The organism is Anabaena sp. CCY 9402-a (assembly GCF_963920945.1).
Classification (GTDB): Bacteria; Cyanobacteriota; Cyanobacteriia; order Cyanobacteriales; family Nostocaceae; genus Trichormus; species Trichormus minutissimus.
The window spans coordinates 1-21486 of record NZ_CAWUDL010000055.1 but is presented as its reverse complement, the minus strand read 5'-3'; the positions used below and the strand labels follow the sequence as shown (position 1 = coordinate 21486).

The 21486-nt window shown below is 40.7% G+C and carries 18 protein-coding genes; 13 read left to right on the top strand and 5 right to left on the bottom strand.

Annotation, left to right across the window (positions count from 1 at the left end; genetic code table 11):
• The first annotated feature begins 1 nt into the window (after position 1).
• The 11 genes from ACM0OR_RS19260 (at position 2) to ACM0OR_RS19210 (ending at position 13695) form a co-directional block, all read left to right on the top strand.
• A complete protein-coding gene (locus tag ACM0OR_RS19260) occupies positions 2 to 625 on the top strand; it encodes a 4Fe-4S single cluster domain-containing protein (protein ID WP_414578084.1) in 624 nt (207 codons plus the stop codon).
• Positions 626 to 1033: 408 nt separating this feature from the next.
• Positions 1034 to 1480, top strand: a complete 447-nt coding sequence (ureE, locus tag ACM0OR_RS19255; RefSeq protein ID WP_414578082.1) for an urease accessory protein UreE — start codon at positions 1034 to 1036, stop codon at positions 1478 to 1480.
• Positions 1455 to 2144, top strand: a complete 690-nt coding sequence (locus ACM0OR_RS19250; RefSeq protein WP_414578081.1) for an urease accessory protein UreF — start codon at positions 1455 to 1457, stop codon at positions 2142 to 2144. The genes ureE and ACM0OR_RS19250 overlap by 26 nt, the downstream gene beginning before the upstream one ends.
• 234 nt (positions 2145 to 2378) lie before the next feature.
• Positions 2379 to 2555 (top strand): DUF6888 family protein, encoded by a 177-nt coding sequence (locus ACM0OR_RS19245; RefSeq protein ID WP_414578117.1) that lies wholly within the window; start codon positions 2379 to 2381, stop codon positions 2553 to 2555.
• Entirely contained in the window at positions 2555 to 2764 is a 210-nt protein-coding gene (locus ACM0OR_RS19240; RefSeq protein ID WP_414578079.1) for a DUF6887 family protein, read from the top strand. Before ACM0OR_RS19245 ends, ACM0OR_RS19240 begins: the two co-directional genes overlap by 1 nt.
• Before the next feature lie 24 nt (positions 2765 to 2788).
• The gene (ureG, locus tag ACM0OR_RS19235; RefSeq protein ID WP_414578078.1) at positions 2789 to 3382 is read left to right on the top strand and encodes an urease accessory protein UreG; all 594 of its coding nucleotides are present in this window, start codon (positions 2789 to 2791) and stop codon (positions 3380 to 3382) included.
• 160 nt (positions 3383 to 3542) lie between these two features.
• Complete coding sequence (locus ACM0OR_RS19230; protein WP_414578077.1) at positions 3543 to 5063, top strand: hypothetical protein; 1521 nt, start codon at positions 3543 to 3545, stop codon at positions 5061 to 5063.
• On the top strand, positions 5047 to 8469 hold the full coding sequence (locus ACM0OR_RS19225; protein WP_414578076.1) for a hypothetical protein: 3423 nt from the start codon (positions 5047 to 5049) through the stop codon (positions 8467 to 8469). The genes ACM0OR_RS19230 and ACM0OR_RS19225 overlap by 17 nt, the downstream gene beginning before the upstream one ends.
• Positions 8470 to 8471: 2 nt before the next feature.
• Entirely contained in the window at positions 8472 to 11630 is a 3159-nt protein-coding gene (locus ACM0OR_RS19220; RefSeq protein WP_414578074.1) for an RNaseH domain-containing protein, read from the top strand.
• Positions 11631 to 11798: 168 nt separating this feature from the next.
• Positions 11799 to 13145: a GTP-binding protein gene (locus tag ACM0OR_RS19215; RefSeq protein ID WP_414578115.1), complete on the top strand. Its 1347-nt coding sequence runs from the start codon at positions 11799 to 11801 to the stop codon at positions 13143 to 13145.
• Between the two features lie 271 nt (positions 13146 to 13416).
• Positions 13417 to 13695: a Calvin cycle protein CP12 gene (locus ACM0OR_RS19210; protein WP_323266329.1), complete on the top strand. Its 279-nt coding sequence runs from the start codon at positions 13417 to 13419 to the stop codon at positions 13693 to 13695.
• Between the two features lie 25 nt (positions 13696 to 13720).
• Here the strand turns inward: ACM0OR_RS19210 and ACM0OR_RS19205 are convergent, their stop codons facing one another.
• Positions 13721 to 14554 (bottom strand): TlyA family RNA methyltransferase, encoded by an 834-nt coding sequence (locus tag ACM0OR_RS19205; protein WP_414578072.1) that lies wholly within the window; start codon positions 14552 to 14554, stop codon positions 13721 to 13723.
• A gap of 101 nt (positions 14555 to 14655) precedes the next feature.
• Entirely contained in the window at positions 14656 to 15372 is a 717-nt protein-coding gene (locus ACM0OR_RS19200) for a class I SAM-dependent methyltransferase (protein WP_414578071.1), read from the bottom strand.
• Between the two features lie 197 nt (positions 15373 to 15569).
• On the opposite strand from ACM0OR_RS19200, the gene ACM0OR_RS19195 reads away from it, so the two are divergent.
• The gene (locus ACM0OR_RS19195) at positions 15570 to 16622 is read left to right on the top strand and encodes a hemolysin family protein (protein WP_414578069.1); all 1053 of its coding nucleotides are present in this window, start codon (positions 15570 to 15572) and stop codon (positions 16620 to 16622) included.
• Positions 16623 to 16685: 63 nt separating this feature from the next.
• On the opposite strand, the gene ACM0OR_RS19190 is transcribed toward ACM0OR_RS19195, so the two are convergent.
• The 3 genes from ACM0OR_RS19190 to ACM0OR_RS19180 form a co-directional block, all read right to left on the bottom strand.
• The gene (locus tag ACM0OR_RS19190; RefSeq protein WP_414578067.1) at positions 16686 to 17942 is read right to left on the bottom strand and encodes an MFS transporter; all 1257 of its coding nucleotides are present in this window, start codon (positions 17940 to 17942) and stop codon (positions 16686 to 16688) included.
• 127 nt (positions 17943 to 18069) lie between these two features.
• A complete protein-coding gene (locus tag ACM0OR_RS19185; protein WP_414578066.1) occupies positions 18070 to 18537 on the bottom strand; it encodes a MarR family winged helix-turn-helix transcriptional regulator in 468 nt (155 codons plus the stop codon).
• A gap of 177 nt (positions 18538 to 18714) precedes the next feature.
• Positions 18715 to 19260, bottom strand: coding sequence for an NADPH-dependent FMN reductase (locus ACM0OR_RS19180; protein ID WP_190706839.1), 546 nt, complete (start codon positions 19258 to 19260; stop codon positions 18715 to 18717).
• A gap of 278 nt (positions 19261 to 19538) precedes the next feature.
• Between ACM0OR_RS19180 and ftsH the strand changes: the two genes are divergently transcribed.
• On the top strand, positions 19539 to 21431 hold the full coding sequence (ftsH, locus tag ACM0OR_RS19175; RefSeq protein WP_414578064.1) for an ATP-dependent zinc metalloprotease FtsH: 1893 nt from the start codon (positions 19539 to 19541) through the stop codon (positions 21429 to 21431).
• Positions 21432 to 21486 lie beyond the last annotated feature (55 nt).

Below are 21486 nucleotides of genomic sequence, written 5' to 3'. Positions count from 1 at the left end.
GATGGAAACCGAACAAACCAACCTATCACTAATACGCCCAGAAATTCCCTCTGGTTATCTCAACATCATGGGTTACATTGATGAATCAGAAGTGAATGGCCCCGGTTGTCGTGCTGTTATCTGGGTGCAAGGATGTCCGAGGGAATGTCCTGGCTGTTTTAATCCCGATTCCTGGACATTTGAGATTAACCAACTAGTAACTGTTGATAGTCTAGTTGAGCAAATTTTAAGCAAACCCCAAAATACCGGCGTGACATTCTCTGGTGGAGAACCATTTTGGCAAGCACCCGCCTTAGCTGATTTAGCCCGTAAGCTAAAAGCTGCTGGTTTAAATGTCATGTCTTTTAGTGGTTTTACCCTCAAGCAACTCCAATCAGAATCCGCACCTCCAGGTTCTCAAGAATTATTAGCACAATTAGATATTTTGATTGATGGGCCGTTTGTAGAAACTTTAGCAATTAATTCTCCAGATTCCCCTGTTTCCTCGCGAAATCAAAAAGTTCGCGTATTTAACCCAGCCTTTGCTGACAAAATTTCTTGGGCTAGCGACCAGATAGAAGTTCACATCCTCAAAGATGGAAATCGTATTGTCACCGGTTATCAAGGTTGGTTGGAATTGACTTAAATCAGTTAACAGTTATAGCACTTCTCGTTTGTATGCAATACACTCTACACTCTAACCTCTCTCCTACAAGGCTACGGTGTACACACATCTTTGTGCTGGTTGCAAAATGTGGTTTGATCCCCCTAAATCCCCCTTTTTAAGGGGGACTTTGATTCTAGTTACCCCCTTTTTTAAGGGGGGTTAGGGGGGATCAAAACTTTGTAGGACTAGGTTATTAGACTTGTGTGTACACCGTAGCCTACAAGGAGAGAGGCTTTGAGGCTTACTCCCCTTCCCTTGTAGGGAAGGGGTTGGGGGTTAGGTCTGTATTATTAAAATTTCTGGATGGTATACCTTTAGGGAGTAGAAATTGATAATTTTCACTCCCTATTTTCTTGTATCTTAATTACGAATTACAAATTACGAATTATGCTCACCTTGACGCAAAGGCAATCGCCAAACCCTGATATAACAGTCACTTTTACTTTGGCACTGACAGCAGAAGAACGTACCCGCAGCCGTCACCGCTTTGAAACAGAAGACGGTAAGGTGGTGTTTTTACGTTTACCTAGGGGAACAGTTCTATGGGATGGGGATATTCTGCAAGATGAAACCAATGGCAGTTTTATTAGAATTACCGCTAAACCAGAACAGGTTTTCACTGTTGTCGCCCCTACACCAATTTTATTAATGCGGGCTGCATACCATTTGGGTAATCGTCATGTACCTGTAGAAATTACCTGCAATTATTTACGTTTATCTCCAGACCCAGTTTTACTCACCCTGTTAGAACAGATGGGGCTGGAAATCACAGAAGAAATTATCCCATTTCAGCCGGAGGTCGGGGCTTATGGACACCATCACTCTCACGGATAGTCATTTATTGCATCTCTTGCAGCTAGCTAGTTCCGCCTTACCTGTGGGAGCATACAGCTATTCGGAAGGAATAGAAACCTTAGTAGAACATGGCACAATTACCAACAAAGATACCCTCAAGCATTGGTTAGAGGCAGAATTGCGTTATGGGGCAATTCGATTAGAAACGGCGGTAATAGTCAGAGTACATGAGGCTGTGACTACAGGTGATTTGGAAAGATTACGCTATTGGAATGTGTGGTTATCGGCTGCTAGGGAAACCCAAGAATTACGTAATTCTAGCTGGCAAATGGGGCGATCGCTAATGCAGTTACTTGCTAAAATACAACCGCAAGTATTAGATTTAGCCAACGCTGTGGGTAATCCTTGCAATTATGCGATCGCTTTTGGCATTGCTGCTGCCCATTGGCAAATCAATCCTCAAGCCGCTTTACTAGCATATCTGCATAGCTGGGCAACTAATTCAATGACGGCTGGAGTAAAACTCATCCCCATAGGACAAACAGCCGGACAAGAAATATTACTAAATTTACAACCATTAATTACTTCTGCCACACTAGAAATAATGGCTTTAGAAGATGATGACCTGAGTTGTTGTAGCTGGGGTTTATCTTTAGCAAGTATGCAGCATGAAACACAATATACTAGATTGTTTAGAAGTTGAGGGATTATTTAGCGTTTGACACTAGTTATCGGGCGTTGCTGAGTGAGAATATGAATTTGTCGGGCTACGCCCCGCTAACGCTAACACGCAGAGGCGCAGAGACGCAGAGAGTAAGAGTTTAAGAGAGGGAATCTTTGATTTTCACATCTGGATTCAGCAACGCCAGTTATGGGATGCTTGAACCGAGTGTAAACCTGCTACTCTTTTACAAGAGTGCTTGATTGAGGTGCAACTATTTTACCAACTGCCGAACAAGGTATCATGTGCGTCACACTATGCCAATCCCTAACAAATACATTTACACCCATTTTTATAGTCCGATTAGATGAACGCACAGGCAATGTCTTCATTTTGTCTGGCGATAATATACAAATAGAGATATATCGTAATGGTCGTTGGAGATTTCTCTAGTGAAGATTGACTTTAACAAGATGACAAAAGCTGAACTAAGAGCTTATGTAGTTGCTCATCCGCAAGATAAAGCAGCGTTTTATGCCTTTGTTGATCGTTTCACATCTGTAGCATCTCCAGAAACATTTACTATGCTCCAATCACCAGCAGAGATTGCAGAAATTGATCACTTAATTCGGCAGAAAGTAGAACAAATGCAGACCGAATAATTAAGAATTGATTTGTATTAACTTATGACCACATTTCGTATAGGTGTAGCAGGCCCTGTTGGTTCAGGGAAGACGGCTTTAGTGGATGCTTTGTGTAAAGCATTGCGCGATCGCTATCAGATTGCCGTAGTGACTAATGACATTTATACTCAAGAAGATGCTCAGTTTTTGGTACGCTCTCAAGCCTTAACTAGCGATCGCATTTTGGGTGTCGAAACTGGTGGGTGTCCCCATACTGCCATCCGAGAAGACGCTTCGATGAATTTGGCAGCAATTGAACAACTAGAACAGCGTTTCACTCAGCTAGATTTAGTCTTTTTAGAAAGTGGTGGTGATAATTTAGCTGCTACCTTTAGTCCTGAATTGGTAGATTTAACTATTTACGTCATTGATGTCGCAGCCGGTGATAAAATCCCCCGCAAAGGCGGCCCCGGTATTACTAAATCTGATTTATTGGTGATTAATAAAACTGACCTTGCACCCTATGTTGGTGCAGATTTAAGTGTCATGGAACGAGATGCAAAAAAAATGCGCGGTGATAAACCTTTTATTTTTACCAATTTGAAAACTCAACAAGGCCTGGCTGATGTAATTGAATTTGTCTGTACCTATGTATAAGTAATATATTATACTATATTTTGAATAACTTCGCTAAATATCCCTCTCCGAAGAAACCGTATTTACCTTGGTACTAGGTGAGAAAAAAATTACTTTCTTTAATCTTGACATTACAATTTACATCATTTAATGTAAACACATATTGATGTAAATCAAATATATGAAATTTGAAAGCGTGCGTCAATGGCAGGGAACTGCGGAGGCACTGACAAAAGAACTTAAACGCCAGATTGAACGCTTAAGACTGTCAGTAGAGCCACCAGCCTTGCGAACCGTGCGGTCGTGGAGAGCAAAGCAACTGCTATCACAACCAAAAGGGCAGGAATTTGGATTCCGTCAAATTTTGGAGGGATTGGCAACAACCTTACTATTAAAGAAGGGTTGGACGCTGGCGGCGATCGCTCAAGTATTGCCTTCTTTCTCGGAAGATACTTTGGAGTTGCAAATTCTGGCGGAAGCTCAAGGACAAGACCCGACATGGCTACCCACCATCACCGCAACTTCTTTGCCGTTAGCGACTGGACACAGACCAGCAACCGATCTGGCAGAAGATGCCGTAGTTTTGTTAGCACAAGGAATTATCCGCCAATATGACCGAGTGCTACCGGGACAACAAATTGTCCATCAAGAAGATAGTACATTGCCGCCAGAACTCTATCAAGCAATGTGCAAATTAGGTCGTTTATATATTGAAGAAGGACAATGCGATCGCGCGGCTTGTGTACATACTGTTTTGGATAACGCACGCTACCCGCTTGGTTCTGAGCGTTGGGAGTTAGGGATTTTTAACCAATCAGACTTTCGCTTTGCTAATGCAACCATCATCGATCCAGATTTGCGAGTTCCCACCTCAGACTGTGCAGAGATTGCCAACCTCAGTGGCGGTTTTGGTGAACATAACGTCATTGAACATCGGCTTTATACTGAGTTATGCGATGCAACTCAAAGGTTGGGCAGCCGTCGTCAACATAAGGCTTACACTGCATTACGAGAGTTGTTTGGTAGGTATTCTCTGATTGGACAACGCCAACTATTTGATTACTTGGTTGACAATGACTTAACTCCTTTACAGGGAATGATCATTGAGAAATTTTTCGACCTAGTACCGGATATTTGGCTAATTAATGGTTCAGCACACCGTTGCGCCCACTGTGGCACACTTATGCGACCTCAACCTAACAATAGAATTTTTGCACAAGGGCGGTGTCCCATTCGCCAGTGTATTGGCCATGAATTGCCAAAAGTATCTGAGAAGCTAGATCCCAACGAAGATATTTTAAGAATTGCCAAGCCGCAAATTCTCACCTACTGGACAGGCCCAGCAATTGACGAATTAGCCATATTTGATACAGCTAGAAAAAACGGACTAGATGCTGAACTTTATCCAGAGTCAGATTTATGCGATATAGCGATTAATGGAAAAGTAATTGGGATTGATGCTAAATCTTACACAAGTCCCGTGACTCTGGCTTTACGGCTCAATCGTAGTATTGGCGGGCTGATTTATTATCGTCGTCGGATTTTGGCTGTGAGCGATCGCTTAATTGAGGATAACCCAAGCTACATTTCCACCCTCAAATCAACACTGGATAAAAAAGGTGATGCGGCCAGTTTAGAAATTATGTCAGTTTCCGCCGTCATTGAGTTTTTAAAGAAGATGCCCTATGCGAACCAAACCTGATTTTTGGAAAGGTGCAGAGCGAATTTGTTGGCTTTGCGTCTTTATGGAAGAATTTATCGGCACTAATTCACTGGAGTATGCACCAGTAGTAATGTCAGGTATGGACAGCATTTTAAATGCACCTACCTTTGCACAAGCCCGTCAAGCTATTTTCAATATGCGGCAGATGTCACTGGCTTATGTAACCCACCAATCAGTGAAACACGCGATCGCTCTCTATATCAATTATCATTACTGCAACAATACTCAAGGAACGTATGAAATTGATATTGAAACACTTCATTTTCATAGGACTGATGCTTTAGAAGATTCTTTAATTACAAAGGCGCGGCAAATTCTCAGTACCTGTTTGCCATACGAAACCTATGGTTTTACAGTTGCTGATCCTCGTCAGCCAATGGCTGTGGCGTTAGGTGAAGACTCAACCTCCGTAAAGTTAGACATTCCTCGTATTACTGCACCGATTGCTGCACATCGTACACATTCCCTCAACCGCCAACCAAGAGGAAAGATTTGCATTCCCCTAAAAGAACTGCGTGATTTGGCTCGTGAAATGGACGAGCGTGAACAGCAACATCCTGAGCGACGATTAGGTAATTGGGCTGATCGCTTTGAACGTTTTGACCTGATGGTGTCGGAGGCTGGAAAAGGACTGCGGAAAGAAAATGATGTGCTGGAATTGGAGGATATCAAACACTTAATTGGTTTACCAGGGTCGGGTAAAACAACGTTGCTGGTGTTAATAGCTGTCTGGTTGGGGCTACATGACTATAAAGCTATGTTTGTTTTTCCTTCCATTGAAGTTGCTAGACAGTACATGGCTGATTTGGCATTTCATCAAGTTAAGGTGGGAATGCTTGTTGGTCAAGGTGATGAAACTCGTCGCCGCCATGCAGACAATATTGCAGAAGCGATCGCCGCTACCGGAAATAATGGTGGTTTTGCTTACACCTTAGAACAGGCGGAAGTTTTTGGACTCAACTGTGTTCTACCAGCCTTTTCTACTGCGGATATGTCTTTTTGGGGCTTTGGTTACGCACCTTGCAATGAGATATTGCAAGGAGGAGGGAAACAGGGAAAGATGAAAAAATGCCTGTGTCCCCTCTGGACAATGTGCGGTCGCAACAAAGCACAGCGAGATTTATTAGATGCTAATATTTTAGTTGGTCATGTGCGATCGCTTGATACTGAAATTTCACCTCATGCAACTTATGAACGAATACGATATTTTGAATTAATTGCCCGTACCTTTGACTTAGTTGTTTTCGACGAAGGCGACATGGTGCAGAAAGTCTTAGATGATTATGGGGCAGTAACTTTAAGTATTTCTGGCTCAGAGCGATCAATTCATAGAGTCATTCTTGAACAAATTCATAATCGCTTTGCTCGTGGTGAAAACTATCGACTATTTGATCGGGATATAGAACTTTATAGTCGTGACTTAGCGGAATTTGGTAATCATAATACATCTTTGATTACCACCATCCATAATATGTCAGGGTCGCGGGTCAAAGAACGCTACGAAAATCAATTGCTGACTGTATTACGGATTGTTAGTGAACTCTTGAATAGGTTTAAAAAATCTAATAAGCAAGATGAAATTGATGAACAAGAAGCCAAAACAGAAGTTACCAGAAGTCGAGCGTTAGCTGAACTTTGGGAAAAAGCAGCATATAACGCCTTTTATGACCGCACAGGAGTTAATAACCCTCAAGATTTTAAAGCTGATTTTTGGCCTCATTATATAGGCATAAACAAAGAAACCTTAGAACAGCAATGGAAAAATCTCATTCATCATTTCCGTCGTTACTTAGCTGAAAATCTCATTAAACAACGTGATGCGATTGTCCAAGAAATTATTGAATTATTTTTCAAACTCTGTTTTCCCAAGCATCAATTAACTATAGAAGCCGAGGATTTAATTAAATTACTTATAGCTGTGACATTCGTAATTTTGGGTTATCAGCGAATTGTGCCAGGAACAAGAACAATGGTTGCAGAAGGCTTCATTCGCGAATCCATTATGCAGTCACCTGCATCACTTGAACTCAGAAAATTTATTCCAGAAAGCATTTTAGGTTCGTTTTCTGGTGTGCAATATAGTTTTTTCAAAGCACAAACAACGCGCACTGATCTTAGAAATGTGGAATTATCTTACATTACATTTGTAGGTGCGCCTCGGATGTTAATGCACCGCTTTCATCGTTTGTTAGAGGCAGATAATGGACAAGCCAGTCCAACTATTTTAATTACCTCAGCCACATCATTTTTACAAGCTAGTCCTGCCTACCATATTAACGCCAGACCACATTATTTACTAAAACCAAAACCGCTTACATCAGATGATAATCGAGAACCCAGCGTTTATCGTTTCAAATGGTTTTCAGATAGTCAACGGGGTGATGAACCCCTCAAATATAGCGGTGCTGGCGACCTGCAAAAACGTAATCTTGAGATGATGGTAGATGCTCTTGTCAAAGGAGGAACTACTAAATCTGAAATTTATAAAGCTATGAATAAATTTGATGTCAAGTCTGGTATTTGCCGTAAAGCAGCTTTAGTTGTTAATGGTTATGACCAAGCACGACATATCAAAAAATATATCAATACCTATTATCCTGATATTGGTAGGCATACAAAAGCAGTTGTTAAGTCTCTAAAAGAAGGGGAACAACCAAAGGATTTTGTTACTTCTGCGCAATGTGAAGCATTAGGAGATGATGAAAACTGTCACGTTTTAATTTTTCCCATGCTGGCAATTGGTAGAGGTGTCAATATCGTTTTTACCAAAGGGGAAAGAAAACTAGATGCAGCAATTGGCGCAATTTATTTCCTCACTCGTCCTCACCCTACTAAAGATGATATGCAGCTTTTGTATAGCTTGGCAGGACGAGCAACACAAGAATTTGATAGTCGAGTTTTTAGTGAGTCAGAAGATTTGAATGCCATAGCAACAGCTTGGCGACAATCAAGAAAAGACCTGTGGTTAATTGCCAATAGATTGTTACGTGAACCCTTAATGGCAAGCCGTTTAGGGACTGAACTATTCAAATCATTTACGGCTAATCAAATGGTAGCTATTCTGCAAACAATCGGTCGAGGAATGCGGAATGGATGCCCAGTATCAGTTTATTTTGTTGATGCAGCTTGGGCTAAAAAATCAACAGAAGGTAAGCCCGATTCTGGACGAGATAGTATGCTGGTTCAGATGCGAATAATTTTAGAAGAATGTGTTAACCATGAAGACCCCGTAATTCGGGAAATTTATCAAGAACTGTATGACGCATTTCTAGAACCTTTACAACGCATTCAAGGAGTAATTTATCCTGGTGAATTACATTCTGTAGAAGAATCGGCGGATGAAGAAGCAGGTTTCGATGAATTTTCACAACTATTGGAGATGTAAAAATGATGAATAATTTTGATAATGAAATTAAATTTGAAGAAGATTTATTGGCAGAAGAAGAAGACGAAGAAACTGAAGGTGATTTTGTTTCAGATACATTATATATTCAGCCAGGGGCAATCAAACCAATTGCCAAATTTCCTTTAGCTTTCACCGTACCAGATAAACTACGCCCAATTATAGTAGAGGGTTATACTCTGACTTGGACAAAACCAGCGTTGCAATGTTTTGGCGAGATTCAAAAAGGAGCTAATGTCAAAAATGTTCCTTATGGCTCATTGCGAAATTTTCTACAAGTAGTCTTAAAAGATGCAGCAAGAATTGAACCAGAAGTAGGTCTTAGCAAATATGCCTTAAATTATGCTAAAGGTGATAAGTTGCCAGAACCTTTTGTTTATTTTACTGGTGGCAATGAAGAAAAAATAAATAGAATGCTTCGCCCAATTATTAATGATTGGTTGACAAACTATCTCAAACCATTTGCTGAGAAGGAGGATATATCGATAGAAATTATTAACCGCTTGGAAGATTTGCAAGAAAAAGTAGATTTAATAAAAGTTTCTCCATTCAAGTCTCAAGTATTACCTTGGACTTGGGATAAAGAGACAGATACAACTCAACCTAAAGATAAATATGCGTATCGAATGCTTGCAGATTATGTGGCTCGTCAAATTGCTGGAAAAGTTATTTTCCCAGAGTTAGGGGCGATGAAACGTGTTATTTTCAGCAATGGTACATTTACTTCTGGTATTGCAGAACTGATTACAGATCCGATTCCCTTAGATGGCACAAAAGGAAAATTCAGCTTTGTAGTAAGTTTGGAAGTTGTTACATATCCATCTTTACATCAACCTTTATTAAAAGTTGAGATTTCTAAACGTCGCTGGTTAACTCAGTTAAAACCTCCTAAATATGACCGCAGAAATATTAGCGGCTTCATATTTTCTCAAGAGCATACTGATCGCGCCTTTAGCTATCAAGTCAAAGCCGAACGAGATAAAAACAGCAAAAATGGTAAAAATAGCAAGGAAGAGAAGATAAAATGGGTTTGGAGAACAGATAAAGATTTTGAAATACTACGGAGAGAATTAAATCTGGGGTCATCTTGTGATGGTAAAGAAATCGCTAGAGGTTTAGCCTCTACTAATAGCTGTGAGGTACTTCTTACTTACCGTAATGGACTTCAAGATAATTCAGAAGACGACGAAGAAACTTCAGAAAAATATGGTATTGAAACAGGTGTACCAGAGATTGATAAATTAGATGCGTTTGAGGCGATCGCTAAAATTCTGCAACCATTAGGAATCGAAATATTTGATGGTTACATAAAAATACCATCTAAGCACAACCTAGATGATACAGCATCTCGCATGATTAATCTTCCTACACTGCTTGGTGGTGTTTTGGAAGCTCTCGAAACAAATACTAAATTGGAATTTACTCCGAAATATCTCGATCAACTCAATGATAAACAAATTGATGACTTGCTAAGTAAATATTTTGACATTCGCTTAGAAAGTATTCATTGGGGAAGAAAAGCTCTTCAATTCAGCCAACGCGCAAATAATCAGACGAATGATCTTCAAGCCATTATTCAGGCAAACCAAGCAGCAATGCAGAGATTATATCCCTATGAGCGACCATCAATGTTTATCTTTTATGAAGCTCATTTACAAACAGAAGCGAAACTATTGCAGAAAGTCACTCAACTTTTGTGGTGCGACACACTTGACATAAAAATTAATCGCTTACCTGAAAATACTCATGGGCCGAAAGAAATTCTACCAGGAAAAGAGTTGAAGGCTAAAGAGCGATCGCAGAAGCGAATTGAAGCATGGGAATCTACTGCAAAACAGATTGCAAAGCTAAATCAGCCAATTTTCTGCTTAATAATGGCAAGAGAATTTTACCCAGATCCTAATAATCAAAAGAGTGTTAAGCATGATGATAAAGTTAATAAAACATCAACCCGTAAAGCATTAGCAATAGCTGGTGCTGCTGTGCAGTTTCTATTACCTATCGAAAAGACTCGGAAAGCAAATCATCTTAAACTTGTAGATTTTTTTCATCGGATGCAGTCAGCATTAAAAGATTTAATCTTTGCTCATTCTGGTCGCATTGATGATGTCAAAGAAAAAGTTGATAAGTATCTGCAAAATATTCCACAGGAAGCAAGACCAAAAGAAATTATTGCAATTACAATTGAACGTAAACAACAGGGTCGCGCTCGTGGCAAAATTGAAGATACATTTTTACCAATAGCAATCCGCCTCAATGTAGATACAGGTAAATGTGAATTTCGCTGTGCTTATAAAAAAGGTAATTTAGTAATCAGTCCTTGGATTAGTTTTTCTGCTGCACGAGCTTTTGTTGCTGAACTTACTCCCATCAAACTGGTTGATAAAATTGATAAAGATGAATCACGCAAGATTCGATTCATGGACTTTGTGAAACAGGTTGTTTCTGATTCGGTAGAAGAAGGTAAACAACCATTGATTATGATTGATTCTTCCAACTGTGTTCAACTATGGTCTTGGTTAGCTGATATTAGAATAAATGCTAATAGAATTAACCTTGGTTCGTATCAAGATATGCAAGTTAATTGGCAAGGCGCACGTATAATTCGCATACGCCAGGAAATTGCCCCTGGCATTATTGAGAAAAAATCTAGACATTTAATAGAGACTTCTCTAGAAGATACCAGAACTAAAGAAGAACTAAAAAAACTACCACCTGCACTAGAAATTCCTTCAGCATCTAGTGCAACTGGCTTATTTCGACTCAGTGCGACTAACCAAACTGGATGCGTAGCTTATCTATCTGTGGCTCGTGAACTACCACATCAATATACTCGTGGTCAAAGTTGCTATCGATCAACCTACAGTCTAGATAAAAAAACTAGGTTGCTCACTAAACAAGCTCCGTTTGCAGGTCGCTGGCCTACTCCCAATCCCCTTGAGATTGTCGTTACCTTGCGGCAACCAGAAGATAACCCTGACGATTTAGCAGCTTTTGTAGAGTCACTACGCTACGGCTTTGGTCACTACAGTGATTGGACAGCCTTACCTGCGCCCTTATTTTTTGAGCGCGTTGTGCGTGACTACATCAGCGATTTTACTATTGAAGATGATGAAAGCGAGGGTGATGAGGCAGATTCATAGACAGGATAAGTAGAATAAAGGTGAGTTGTATATTGTGCTTTTGGAATGTCTAGTGTGATGTTTTCATATCTACATACTTACGTATATTTCAAACATCAAATCTGATTCCTATAGATCAAAATAGAAATATAGCCTGTTGTTTCTCCAACCTTGAACCAAACCAACTCCGTGCGTAATTTGCAAGAAACTCACCTCAACCGCGCCCGTGCTAGTCTCAGACAAGCAATGTCCTGGTATGGATATCTTCGGAAACCAGGGCATTTATCATCTAATCCAGAATTGTCAGCTTTAGTCAAACCCGAAATAGAAGCTTTAACTGCTACACTCAGCAAGCTTGACGCTAACGTAATTAGAATTGCCGCCTTTGGTTTGGTGAGTCGTGGTAAGTCGGCGATCTTAAATGCTGTGTTGGGAAGCAAGATTTTGCAAACTGGCCCCCTCAATGGTGTAACTCAATGGCCTCGTTCTGTACGCTGGCAACCAGGGGGAAAGGTCATAGTAGAGTTAATTGATACCCCTGGATTAGATGAAATTCAAGGTGAGTCACGCGCACAAATGGCCAAAGATGTAGCGCGTCAAGCTGATTTAATTTTGTTTGTAGTATCTGGAGATATTACCCGCACTGAATATCAGGCACTTTTGGAATTACGACAAGCACAAAAACCCCTGATTTTAGTATTCAATAAAATTGATTTATACCCAGATACAGATAGGGCAGCTATTTATGAAAACTTACAGCAATTAGGTGCAGCAAATCCCCATACCCAGCCTCTGTTACCTGATGAAATTGTGATGGTGGCGGCAGAACCCGCACCAATGGAAGTCCGGGTGGAATGGCCTGATGGGAATGTGAGTTATGAATGGGAAACACCCCCGCCACAGGTAGACGAACTCAAGGAAACTATTTTAAATATTCTCAATCGGGAAGGGCGATCGCTATTGGCATTAAATGCACTGATTCAAGCACGGGAAGCCGAAGCTGCGATCGCTCAAAAAACTATCGATATCCGCGAACAAGAAGCAGAAGATATCATTTGGAAATTTACCAAATATAAAGCCTTAGCCGTCGGTTTAAATCCCATAGCTTTCTTCGATATTCTCGGTGGTAGTGTGGCTGATTTAGCTTTAATTCGCGCCTTAGCTAGATTGTATGGTTTACCGATGACTAGCTATGAAGCCGGGAGAATTTTAAAAACGATTTTATTCAGTTCAGGGAGTTTATTATTAGGAGAATTAGGTAGCAGTTTTCTATTAGGATTAGGTAAGAGTACGGCAGCATTAACTAGTGGTGATAACCCGATTAATATGACTGCCTTTGCTGGTAGTGCGATCGCTCAAGCAGGCATTGCTGGTTATGGTGCATATTCTGTAGGTAAAGCCGCCCAAGTCTATCTAGAAAAAGGCTGCACTTGGGGACAATTGGGTGCTGATACCGTTATTCAAGAAATTCTCTCTCAAGTTGACAAAAATACGATTCTGTATCGGCTGCAACAAGAATTAAACATGAAATATTGAGATTAAATAAAAGATATTGGCTGAATTGTTGTTGTGATTGATAGTTGGTCAATTAATATCAAATTCCTCTGATAATCGCCCATAAATCCAATTTTGAGTGCAACATAAAAGAAGTGACAATTATTAGCTAATGACCGGACAGGAATTACTAAGAAAAGGTGTTGAAAACTAGAACGGTATTCACCACTACATCTTTTAGTCAGCCTATCTAAACTAGGAATATCAGCTTTTAATCACATTTTGATATCAGTCAACAGAGGCGATAAAGATCATGGCAGGAACTTTCAGCATAGGTTTAAATACTGTTAACTCTGACCACAATGGGATTACAGATTTAGAGAAAGCTATTTTAACAGCGATAGTCGAAGCCCGCGCCACCTGTGAGCAAAGTGGTGATAGTTCTTCTAATTGTGCTGTAGCCTGGGATATTGTGGAAGAATTACAAGCCGAAAAATCTCACCAAGCACAGGCTCAAAAATACAAAACCTCTCTAGATGAATACTGTGAATTACACCCAGAAGCTTTAGAGTGTCTCATCTATGATGTTTAAAGTGCTAACGGTTGATGGTTGACTGTTAACTGTTGATTGCACTTTTTCGGGGAAAATCAGCAATAGCTGATTGCGTCATTTGTTTGATACTACTTAAATCTGGCGGTGGTGTTTCGCTTTCTGTTCCCAACCACAAGAGATATTCAATATTTCCCGCCGGGCCGGTAATGGGCGACCAAGTTAAGCCTTTGTATTTCCAACCTAGTTCGTTAGCTACTCGCAACACCTGGAAAATAGCATCAGCTTGGTCAACGGGGTCGCGCACCACACCTTTTTTACCTACACGAGATTTCCCGACTTCAAACTGAGGCTTGACCAGCAACACTGCTTCACGAGGGGGTTGAGTTAGTCGCCAGACAGCAGGCAAAATCTTGGTTAAGGAAATAAATGAGACATCCACCACCGCCAAATCAGGAATCGGGTCATCTTCACCATATAAATCCCCTGGTTCTAGTTGTCGTAAATTTGTACGTTCCCGCAACTTAACCTGGGGATTGTTTCGTAAACCCCAGTCGGTTTGTCCATAACCAACATCAACGCCGTAAACTAATTTAGCTCCAGCTTGTAGTAAACAATCAGTAAAGCCGCCTGTAGAAATCCCACCATCCAAGCAAACACGCCCTGCAATGGGAATAGCAAATACATCTAAAGCCTTAGCGAGTTTATCACCACCACGAGAGACAAACCGCGATCGCTCTTTAATCTTAATTTGAGCCGCAACATCAACCTCTGTCCCAGGCTTATCAATTACCTGTTGATTAACCATCACTTCCCCCGCCTGAATTAGCCTCTGTGCTAAAGCGCGAGAAGTACATAAATCTAACTCTACTAATAAGGTATCAAGTCGCTGCTTAACCAATCTCACCTGCCAAAAACATTTTTAAAATACTACTACCACTCAAAACTCATTACTCAAAACTCATTACTCATTACTCATTACTCATTACTCAGCACTCACCACTATCTAAATCCTCCAAAAACGGCTAACCCGTAATACTTCCAAGGTACTGCTACAGTCTTAAATCCAGCCTGAGTCAGCATTTGCAGATGAGTGTCTAAAGTAGCAAGTTGGTCTTGACTAGAATATCCCTGTTGGCTGCTGTTACCAACTTTAGCGCGAATCTCTGTTAAATTAGTCCCTTGTTGGTTTGCCCATTCCTCTCGCGCCCCTTGATAAATTTCCGCTAGGGCTGGCGATTCGGGTAAAATTGGATCTGCATTCCAAAAACAACCATCTTGTTTGAGACTGGCAGCAATACGCTCAAATAATTTTAGCTTCATCTCATCCTGAAGATGGTGAATCGCTAAGGATGAAACACAAGCATCAAATTCACTACCAATATCTACTTTTTCTGGATTAATAGCCCATTCACCGAAATCTGCTTGTATTCCAGTCCATCTTTGTTCGTATCCGGCTGCGGTGATTTTATCTTGGGCAAATTGCAGCATTCGGGGTGAGTAATCTAAGGCAATAATTTGCGCCTCTGGACAGCGTTTGAGTACCTTGAGACTAACCTCACCTGTACCGCAACCTAATTCTAAAATGTAACGACTAGTAGAAGGCAGACAACGGGTAAGAACATCTAGTATTTCATCATATCGTGGCAATAAATGCCTAATCCCGTTATCAAAATCAGCAGTATTGGTGAATACTTCTCCAGGAAATAGCTGTGACATAGTTGCTCTAATCAGGTACTCCACCTATTTTTTCTCAAACATTGAACACTTACACAAACAATAGCTGAAAATCAGAGTAGTCTGACCTCAGTTTCTGCTATTTCTACTCTCATTTTGACTAGCAATGTGGATATTAACTCATAATTAGAGGTAGCCACTCATGAGGAGATTCTCGATTCCCATTCTTGGGAAACAATATGCTACAGCTAATCACTATCATCTTTGTTGTAATTCTAGGTTCAGCGTTGTGTTCTAGTATAGAAACCGCGCTGTTTTCTGTTTCTACCCTCAGGGTCAGACAATTAGCACAATCAAATAACCCGTCAGCCGTTGCGCTATTGGCGATTCGGGAAAATATGAATCGCCCAATTGCAACCATTGTGATTCTCAATAACATCTTTAATATTATTGGCAGTATCGTCACAGGTGGCGTTGCAACTCAAGCATTAGGATCACAGTGGTTAGGTGTATTTTCAGCTGTCTTGACTTTCTTGATCATCATTTTTGGTGAGATTATTCCCAAAACACTAGGAGAAAGGTATTGTGAACCACTGGCGATGCTAACTGCTATACCCATTACTGGGCTTTCTATTGTCTTTACACCCCTAGTATGGATTTTAGAAAACGTCACTGCACCCTTTTCTAAAGGTAAAAAAAGACCTACTACTAATGAGGCAGAAATCAAGCTACTTGCAAATATTGGTCAGCAAGAAGGGATCATTGAAAGTAATGAAGCGGAAATGATTCAGAGGGTGTTTAAACTCAATGATGTCACAGCTGCTGATCTGATGACCCCCCGCATTATGCTGACACATATTGACGGACATCTCACGATCGCCGAGGCGACGGCAGACATTATCGCTTCCCAGCATACCCGAATTATTGTGACGGATGACTCGATTGATCAAGTCATGGGTTTTACTTTAAAACAGGAATTACTCACTGCGATCGTTCAAGGGAATCAAAATAACCAAATTTCTACACTGACTCGCAAAGTTCGCTTCGTCCCTGAAGTCATTCAAGCAGATAGACTGCTAAAAAACTTCATCGAAGCCCGTGAACATCTAGCTGTAGTAGTAGATGAATATGGTAGTGTCGCCGGTGTAATCACTTTAGAAGATGTACTGGAAGTGATCACTGGTGAGATTGTTGATGAGACTGATAGAAGTGTTGATTTGCAAGAAATCGCCCGTAAAAAGCGAGAAAAAATGTTGCAATCTATTAGTAACAGTAATTCCTCTTGGAAATAATTTGTTGGTAATTGGTGATTGGTAATTAACGCGAGCTTTTCAGGAATGCAATTCATTAAAAGCTCACGTTAAAATACCTTTCTGGTGGTAAATTGGGTAGATAAATTTCTTCAAGCCTGGTAATTGCCTATAGAAAATCATAGACCCAATAATACAAGCAATACCATCAATCATTAATGTGTTAGGCGCACCTATATGACTTGCTAAGACACCACCTAATAAATTACCTACAGGTATCATTCCTAAAAACGACATTGTATACAAACTCATTAATCTGCCACGCTTATCTTCTTCTACAATTGTTTGTAGAAATGTATTACTAGCAGCTATTTGTAGAATTGTACCTAAGCCGACAAATAACATAGTAAATAGAGAAAATGGTAAAAATCTAGAGTTAGCAAAGGCAATCAAACCAACACCTAAAATTGCTGGTGCTATGGCAATTAATTTACCAATCCCTAAAATTGTTCTCCGTGTAGCTAAGTAAATGCCTCCAGATAATGCTCCTAGTCCTGAAGCTGCCATTAAAAATCCTAATGTTTCTGCGTTACCTGCTAATATTTTTTCAGCGAAAATAGGTACAATAATAGTATTTTGTAGTCCCATTAAACTGACTAAACTTGATAGTATTAAAATAGAACGAATGGGTGGAAAACTAAAGGCATATACAAATCCCTCGTGAATTTTTTGTAAGGGATTTCCTGGACTGACTGACATTGTCCAAGGTTTGATAGTCATCGCTAATAACCCAGCGATCACTGCAATATAGCTTAACCCATCAATTAAAAAACAGTAGGCTATCCCAAACTGAGCAATTAATAAACCACCTACAGCCGGGCCAATTAATCGCGCACCATTAACCATAGTTGAATTGACAGCGATCGCATTGGCTAAATCGTCTCTATGTTCTACTAGTTCTGGTACAAATGCTTGTCTAGCTGGTGCATCTAAAGCATTAATAAATCCTTGCAACAAGCTTAAGGCAATAATCTGCCAAATTTGGATCACCCCAGTAAATGTTAATGTGGCAAGCACTAACGACTGGATCATAGATAGTATCTGTGTACCAATTAAAGTACGATAGCGCGAAAAGCGATCTACAAAGACTCCGGCAAAGGGAGCAAGAAAAAAGTTAGGAATTTGGCTAGAAAACCCTACAATTCCCAGCATTAAAGGTGATTTTGTTAAATCATAAACTAGCCAAACTGTCGCTAGTTGCGTCATCCATGTGCCAATTAAAGAAATTCCCTGTCCTGCAAAAAACAACCGATAGTTTCTTGAGCTAAATACAGGTATTAGCCGCCATTTCTGATGATTCATGAATTATAAATATTTAGAGTACGTAATATATACGGCTAGAGTTTACAAATCTTTTTTTATGTAAGTAGGATTATCTGCAAAAAATTAGGGTATTCCTTCATCCAAGTGGATGATTCAGGAATAATATTTAAGAGAGGTTAGCGATCGCGCGATTGAGAAGTTGGGAAAAAATTTCCCGATCAGCAACAGGAATACCTTGCATGGCTTCCTCACGCACCTCAGCTGCGATCGGTGGTAATACAGTTTCTAGTTCCTTACCAGCATCAGTCAGCCAGATTCGCCAGATACGGCGATCGTGATTATCCCGTTCTCGACGCACTAAACCACGTTCTTCCATACGATCTAGTACACCAGTCAGTGTACCTCCCACTTGTTGAAGTTTCTCCCCAATACTGGAAGTAGGCAAACCATCTTCTTGCCACAAACAGCATAAAACCAGCCAATGAAATGGTGTTAAGCCAAAGGGTTCTAGCTTGTCAGTAAACTTGCGGGTAAGTAACTGTGAAAGTAGTTTGATTCTATAACCCAAGTTATAAGGAGCTAGGTTATGCTGCCATGACTCTGTAGTTAGAGAATGATCGGGTTCAACAATCATCGAAATATTTAGCGTGCGTAATATTTATTTTAAATTGATTTAATGTTTTTGGCAATTAAGAGTGCTGAGTTAAAATTGCTGTTAGCGTAGCGAGCCATAAGCCATACTTTTTAATACTCAGCACTCACTCAAAACTCAGCACTCACTCAAAACTCAGCACTCAGCAATCTTCCGCTTCTAATTCACTCCCTTAAGTTTGCGAGTGTTGTCAACTAAACTCTGAGCGAATTGATCAAATCTTTGAGAAAGCTTTTCATCTAAAATTTTACCTTCGGGACTGAAAGCACCATAAGCTTGTCCGATCGCAATTTGTTCTGGAATTACCCAACCGTGTACCCAACGCATAATCAACCGCAGATCATTTAAGGCGTTGCTGTTGGATTGACCACCCAGGACACTAATTAGTCCTGTGACTTTTCCAGACAATTCTTCAAAACTCATTAAATCCAGAGAATTTTTGATGACACCGCTAACACCGCCATGATATTCAGGGGTTGCTAAAACTAATCCATCGCTGTTGCGTACAGTATCACGCAACTTTTGAACATCAGGATATTCTGAATATTCTTTAGCTCCCGTGCAGAATGGTAATTGCAACTGTCGTAAATCGAGAATTTCTACCTCAGCACCTATTGCTTCTAGCCGTTGTGCTGCTACTTGTAAAGCCAACTGGGTGTAGGAGTTGGGTCTTAAACTACCGCCGATACCAACAATTTTTACCATAATTCACCCATCATTAAGTATTTATAAAATACGAAGTCATTACGACTATGCTGATCATCTTAACGATTTATTTTGCCACAGTCAAATTATTAGGGATTGGGGATTTTCTCTGCCTGCATCTTCTACCTCCCCTGCTCCCCCCGCTCTCTTACACCCCTGGCTCTTTTGGGAGTTAGACTAGATTAGATAAGTAGTAATTTCCAGTTATTGCAATTTTTGCGAGAAAAGTAGTCAAAAAAATATGCTCGGCCTACGGCAGCAGACAAAGGGTAATTTTTATGAAAAATCTTGCTAAGAAGGCATTGATGAAACAGCAATCACCAAAGCGCGTTGCATGGACTGGTGCGCTAGTAGCCAGTTTGATTATGTTACCGAGTATGTTTGGAGGTAATCTTGCTTTGGCACAAAAGACAGAGCGCGATTCTTTAACATATGGAAAATTAATCGAAAAAGTTAATCAAGATCAAGTCAGAAAGGTCGAACTGGATGAAACCGAACAAATAGCAAAGGTTTATTTAAAAGGTCAAAAGCCAGATGCGCCACCAATACAGGTGAGGCTTTTGGAGCAAAATACAGAGTTAATTAATAGACTCAAAGAAAAAAACGTTGATTTTGGTCAAGTATCTTCTGCCAATAGTAGGGCTGCGGTGGGGTTATTGATTAACCTCATGTGGATTTTGCCTCTGGTGGCTTTAATGCTGCTGTTTCTGCGTCGCTCTACCAATGCTTCTAGTCAAGCTATGAACTTTGGTAAATCGAGAGCGCGTTTCCAAATGGAAGCCAAAACTGGGGTGAAGTTTGATGATGTAGCTGGTATTGAAGAAGCTAAGGAAGAATTACAAGAAGTTGTTACCTTCTTAAAGCAGCCAGAAAGATTTACAGCTGTTGGCGCACGCATTCCCAAGGGGGTGCTATTGGTAGGACCTCCAGGTACAGGTAAAACTTTACTAGCAAAAGCGATCGCCGGGGAAGCGGCTGTACCATTCTTTAGTATTTCCGGTTCTGAGTTTGTGGAAATGTTTGTGGGTGTGGGTGCTTCCCGCGTCCGCGATTTATTTAAAAAAGCCAAAGAAAATGCCCCCTGTCTAATATTTATTGATGAAATCGATGCGGTAGGTAGACAACGGGGTACAGGTATCGGCGGCGGTAACGATGAGAGAGAGCAAACCCTCAACCAGTTACTAACTGAGATGGATGGGTTTGAAGGTAACACTGGCATCATTATTATTGCTGCTACCAATCGTCCTGATGTATTAGATGCAGCATTACTCAGACCGGGACGCTTTGACCGCCAGGTGATAGTTGATGCACCTGACCTAAAAGGGCGTGCGGAAATTTTGAAAGTTCATGCCAAGAATAAGAAAGTTGATCCTAGTGTATCTTTAGATGCGATCGCGCGGCGCACACCAGGATTCACTGGCGCAGATTTAGCCAACTTACTCAACGAAGCAGCCATTCTCACCGCCAGAAGACGTAAAGAAGCCATCACCATCCTCGAAATTGATAATGCTGTAGACCGGGTTGTGGCTGGGATGGAAAGAACACCACTAGTAGACAGCAAGAACAAACGCCTGATTGCTTACCACGAAGTCGGACACGCTTTAGTCGGGACTTTATTAAAAGACCATGACCCAGTGCAGAAAGTTACTATAATGCCACGGGGACAAGCACTAGGATTAACTTGGTTTACTCCCGGCGAAGAACAAGGTTTAATTTCCCGTTCTCAACTCAAAGCGAGAATTACAGCAACTTTAGGGGGACGAGCCGCCGAGGAAATTGTGTTTGGTCAGCCGGAAGTAACTACAGGTGCAGGCGGTGACTTACAACAAGTCACATCAATGGCACGCCAAATGGTCACACGTTTTGGTATGTCTGAATTAGGGCCATTATCCCTAGAAACTCAGAATAGCGAGGTATTTTTAGGTCGTGACTGGATGAATAAATCAGAATATTCTGAGGAAATTGCCGCCAAGATTGATTTACAAGTCCGCGAAATTGTCAAGGCTTGTTATCAAAAAGCTAAAGAACTCTTACAAGAAAACCGGGCGTTATTGGAACGTCTAGTAGATTTGTTGGCAGACGAAGAAACGATTGATGGTGACTTATTCCGCAAAATTGTGGCTGAGAATAATACACAATTAATTGATGAAAAGGTAGCTGTATCTTATTAAGAAGGTGACAGGTGACAGGTGACAGGTGACAGGTGACAGGTGACAGGTGACAGGT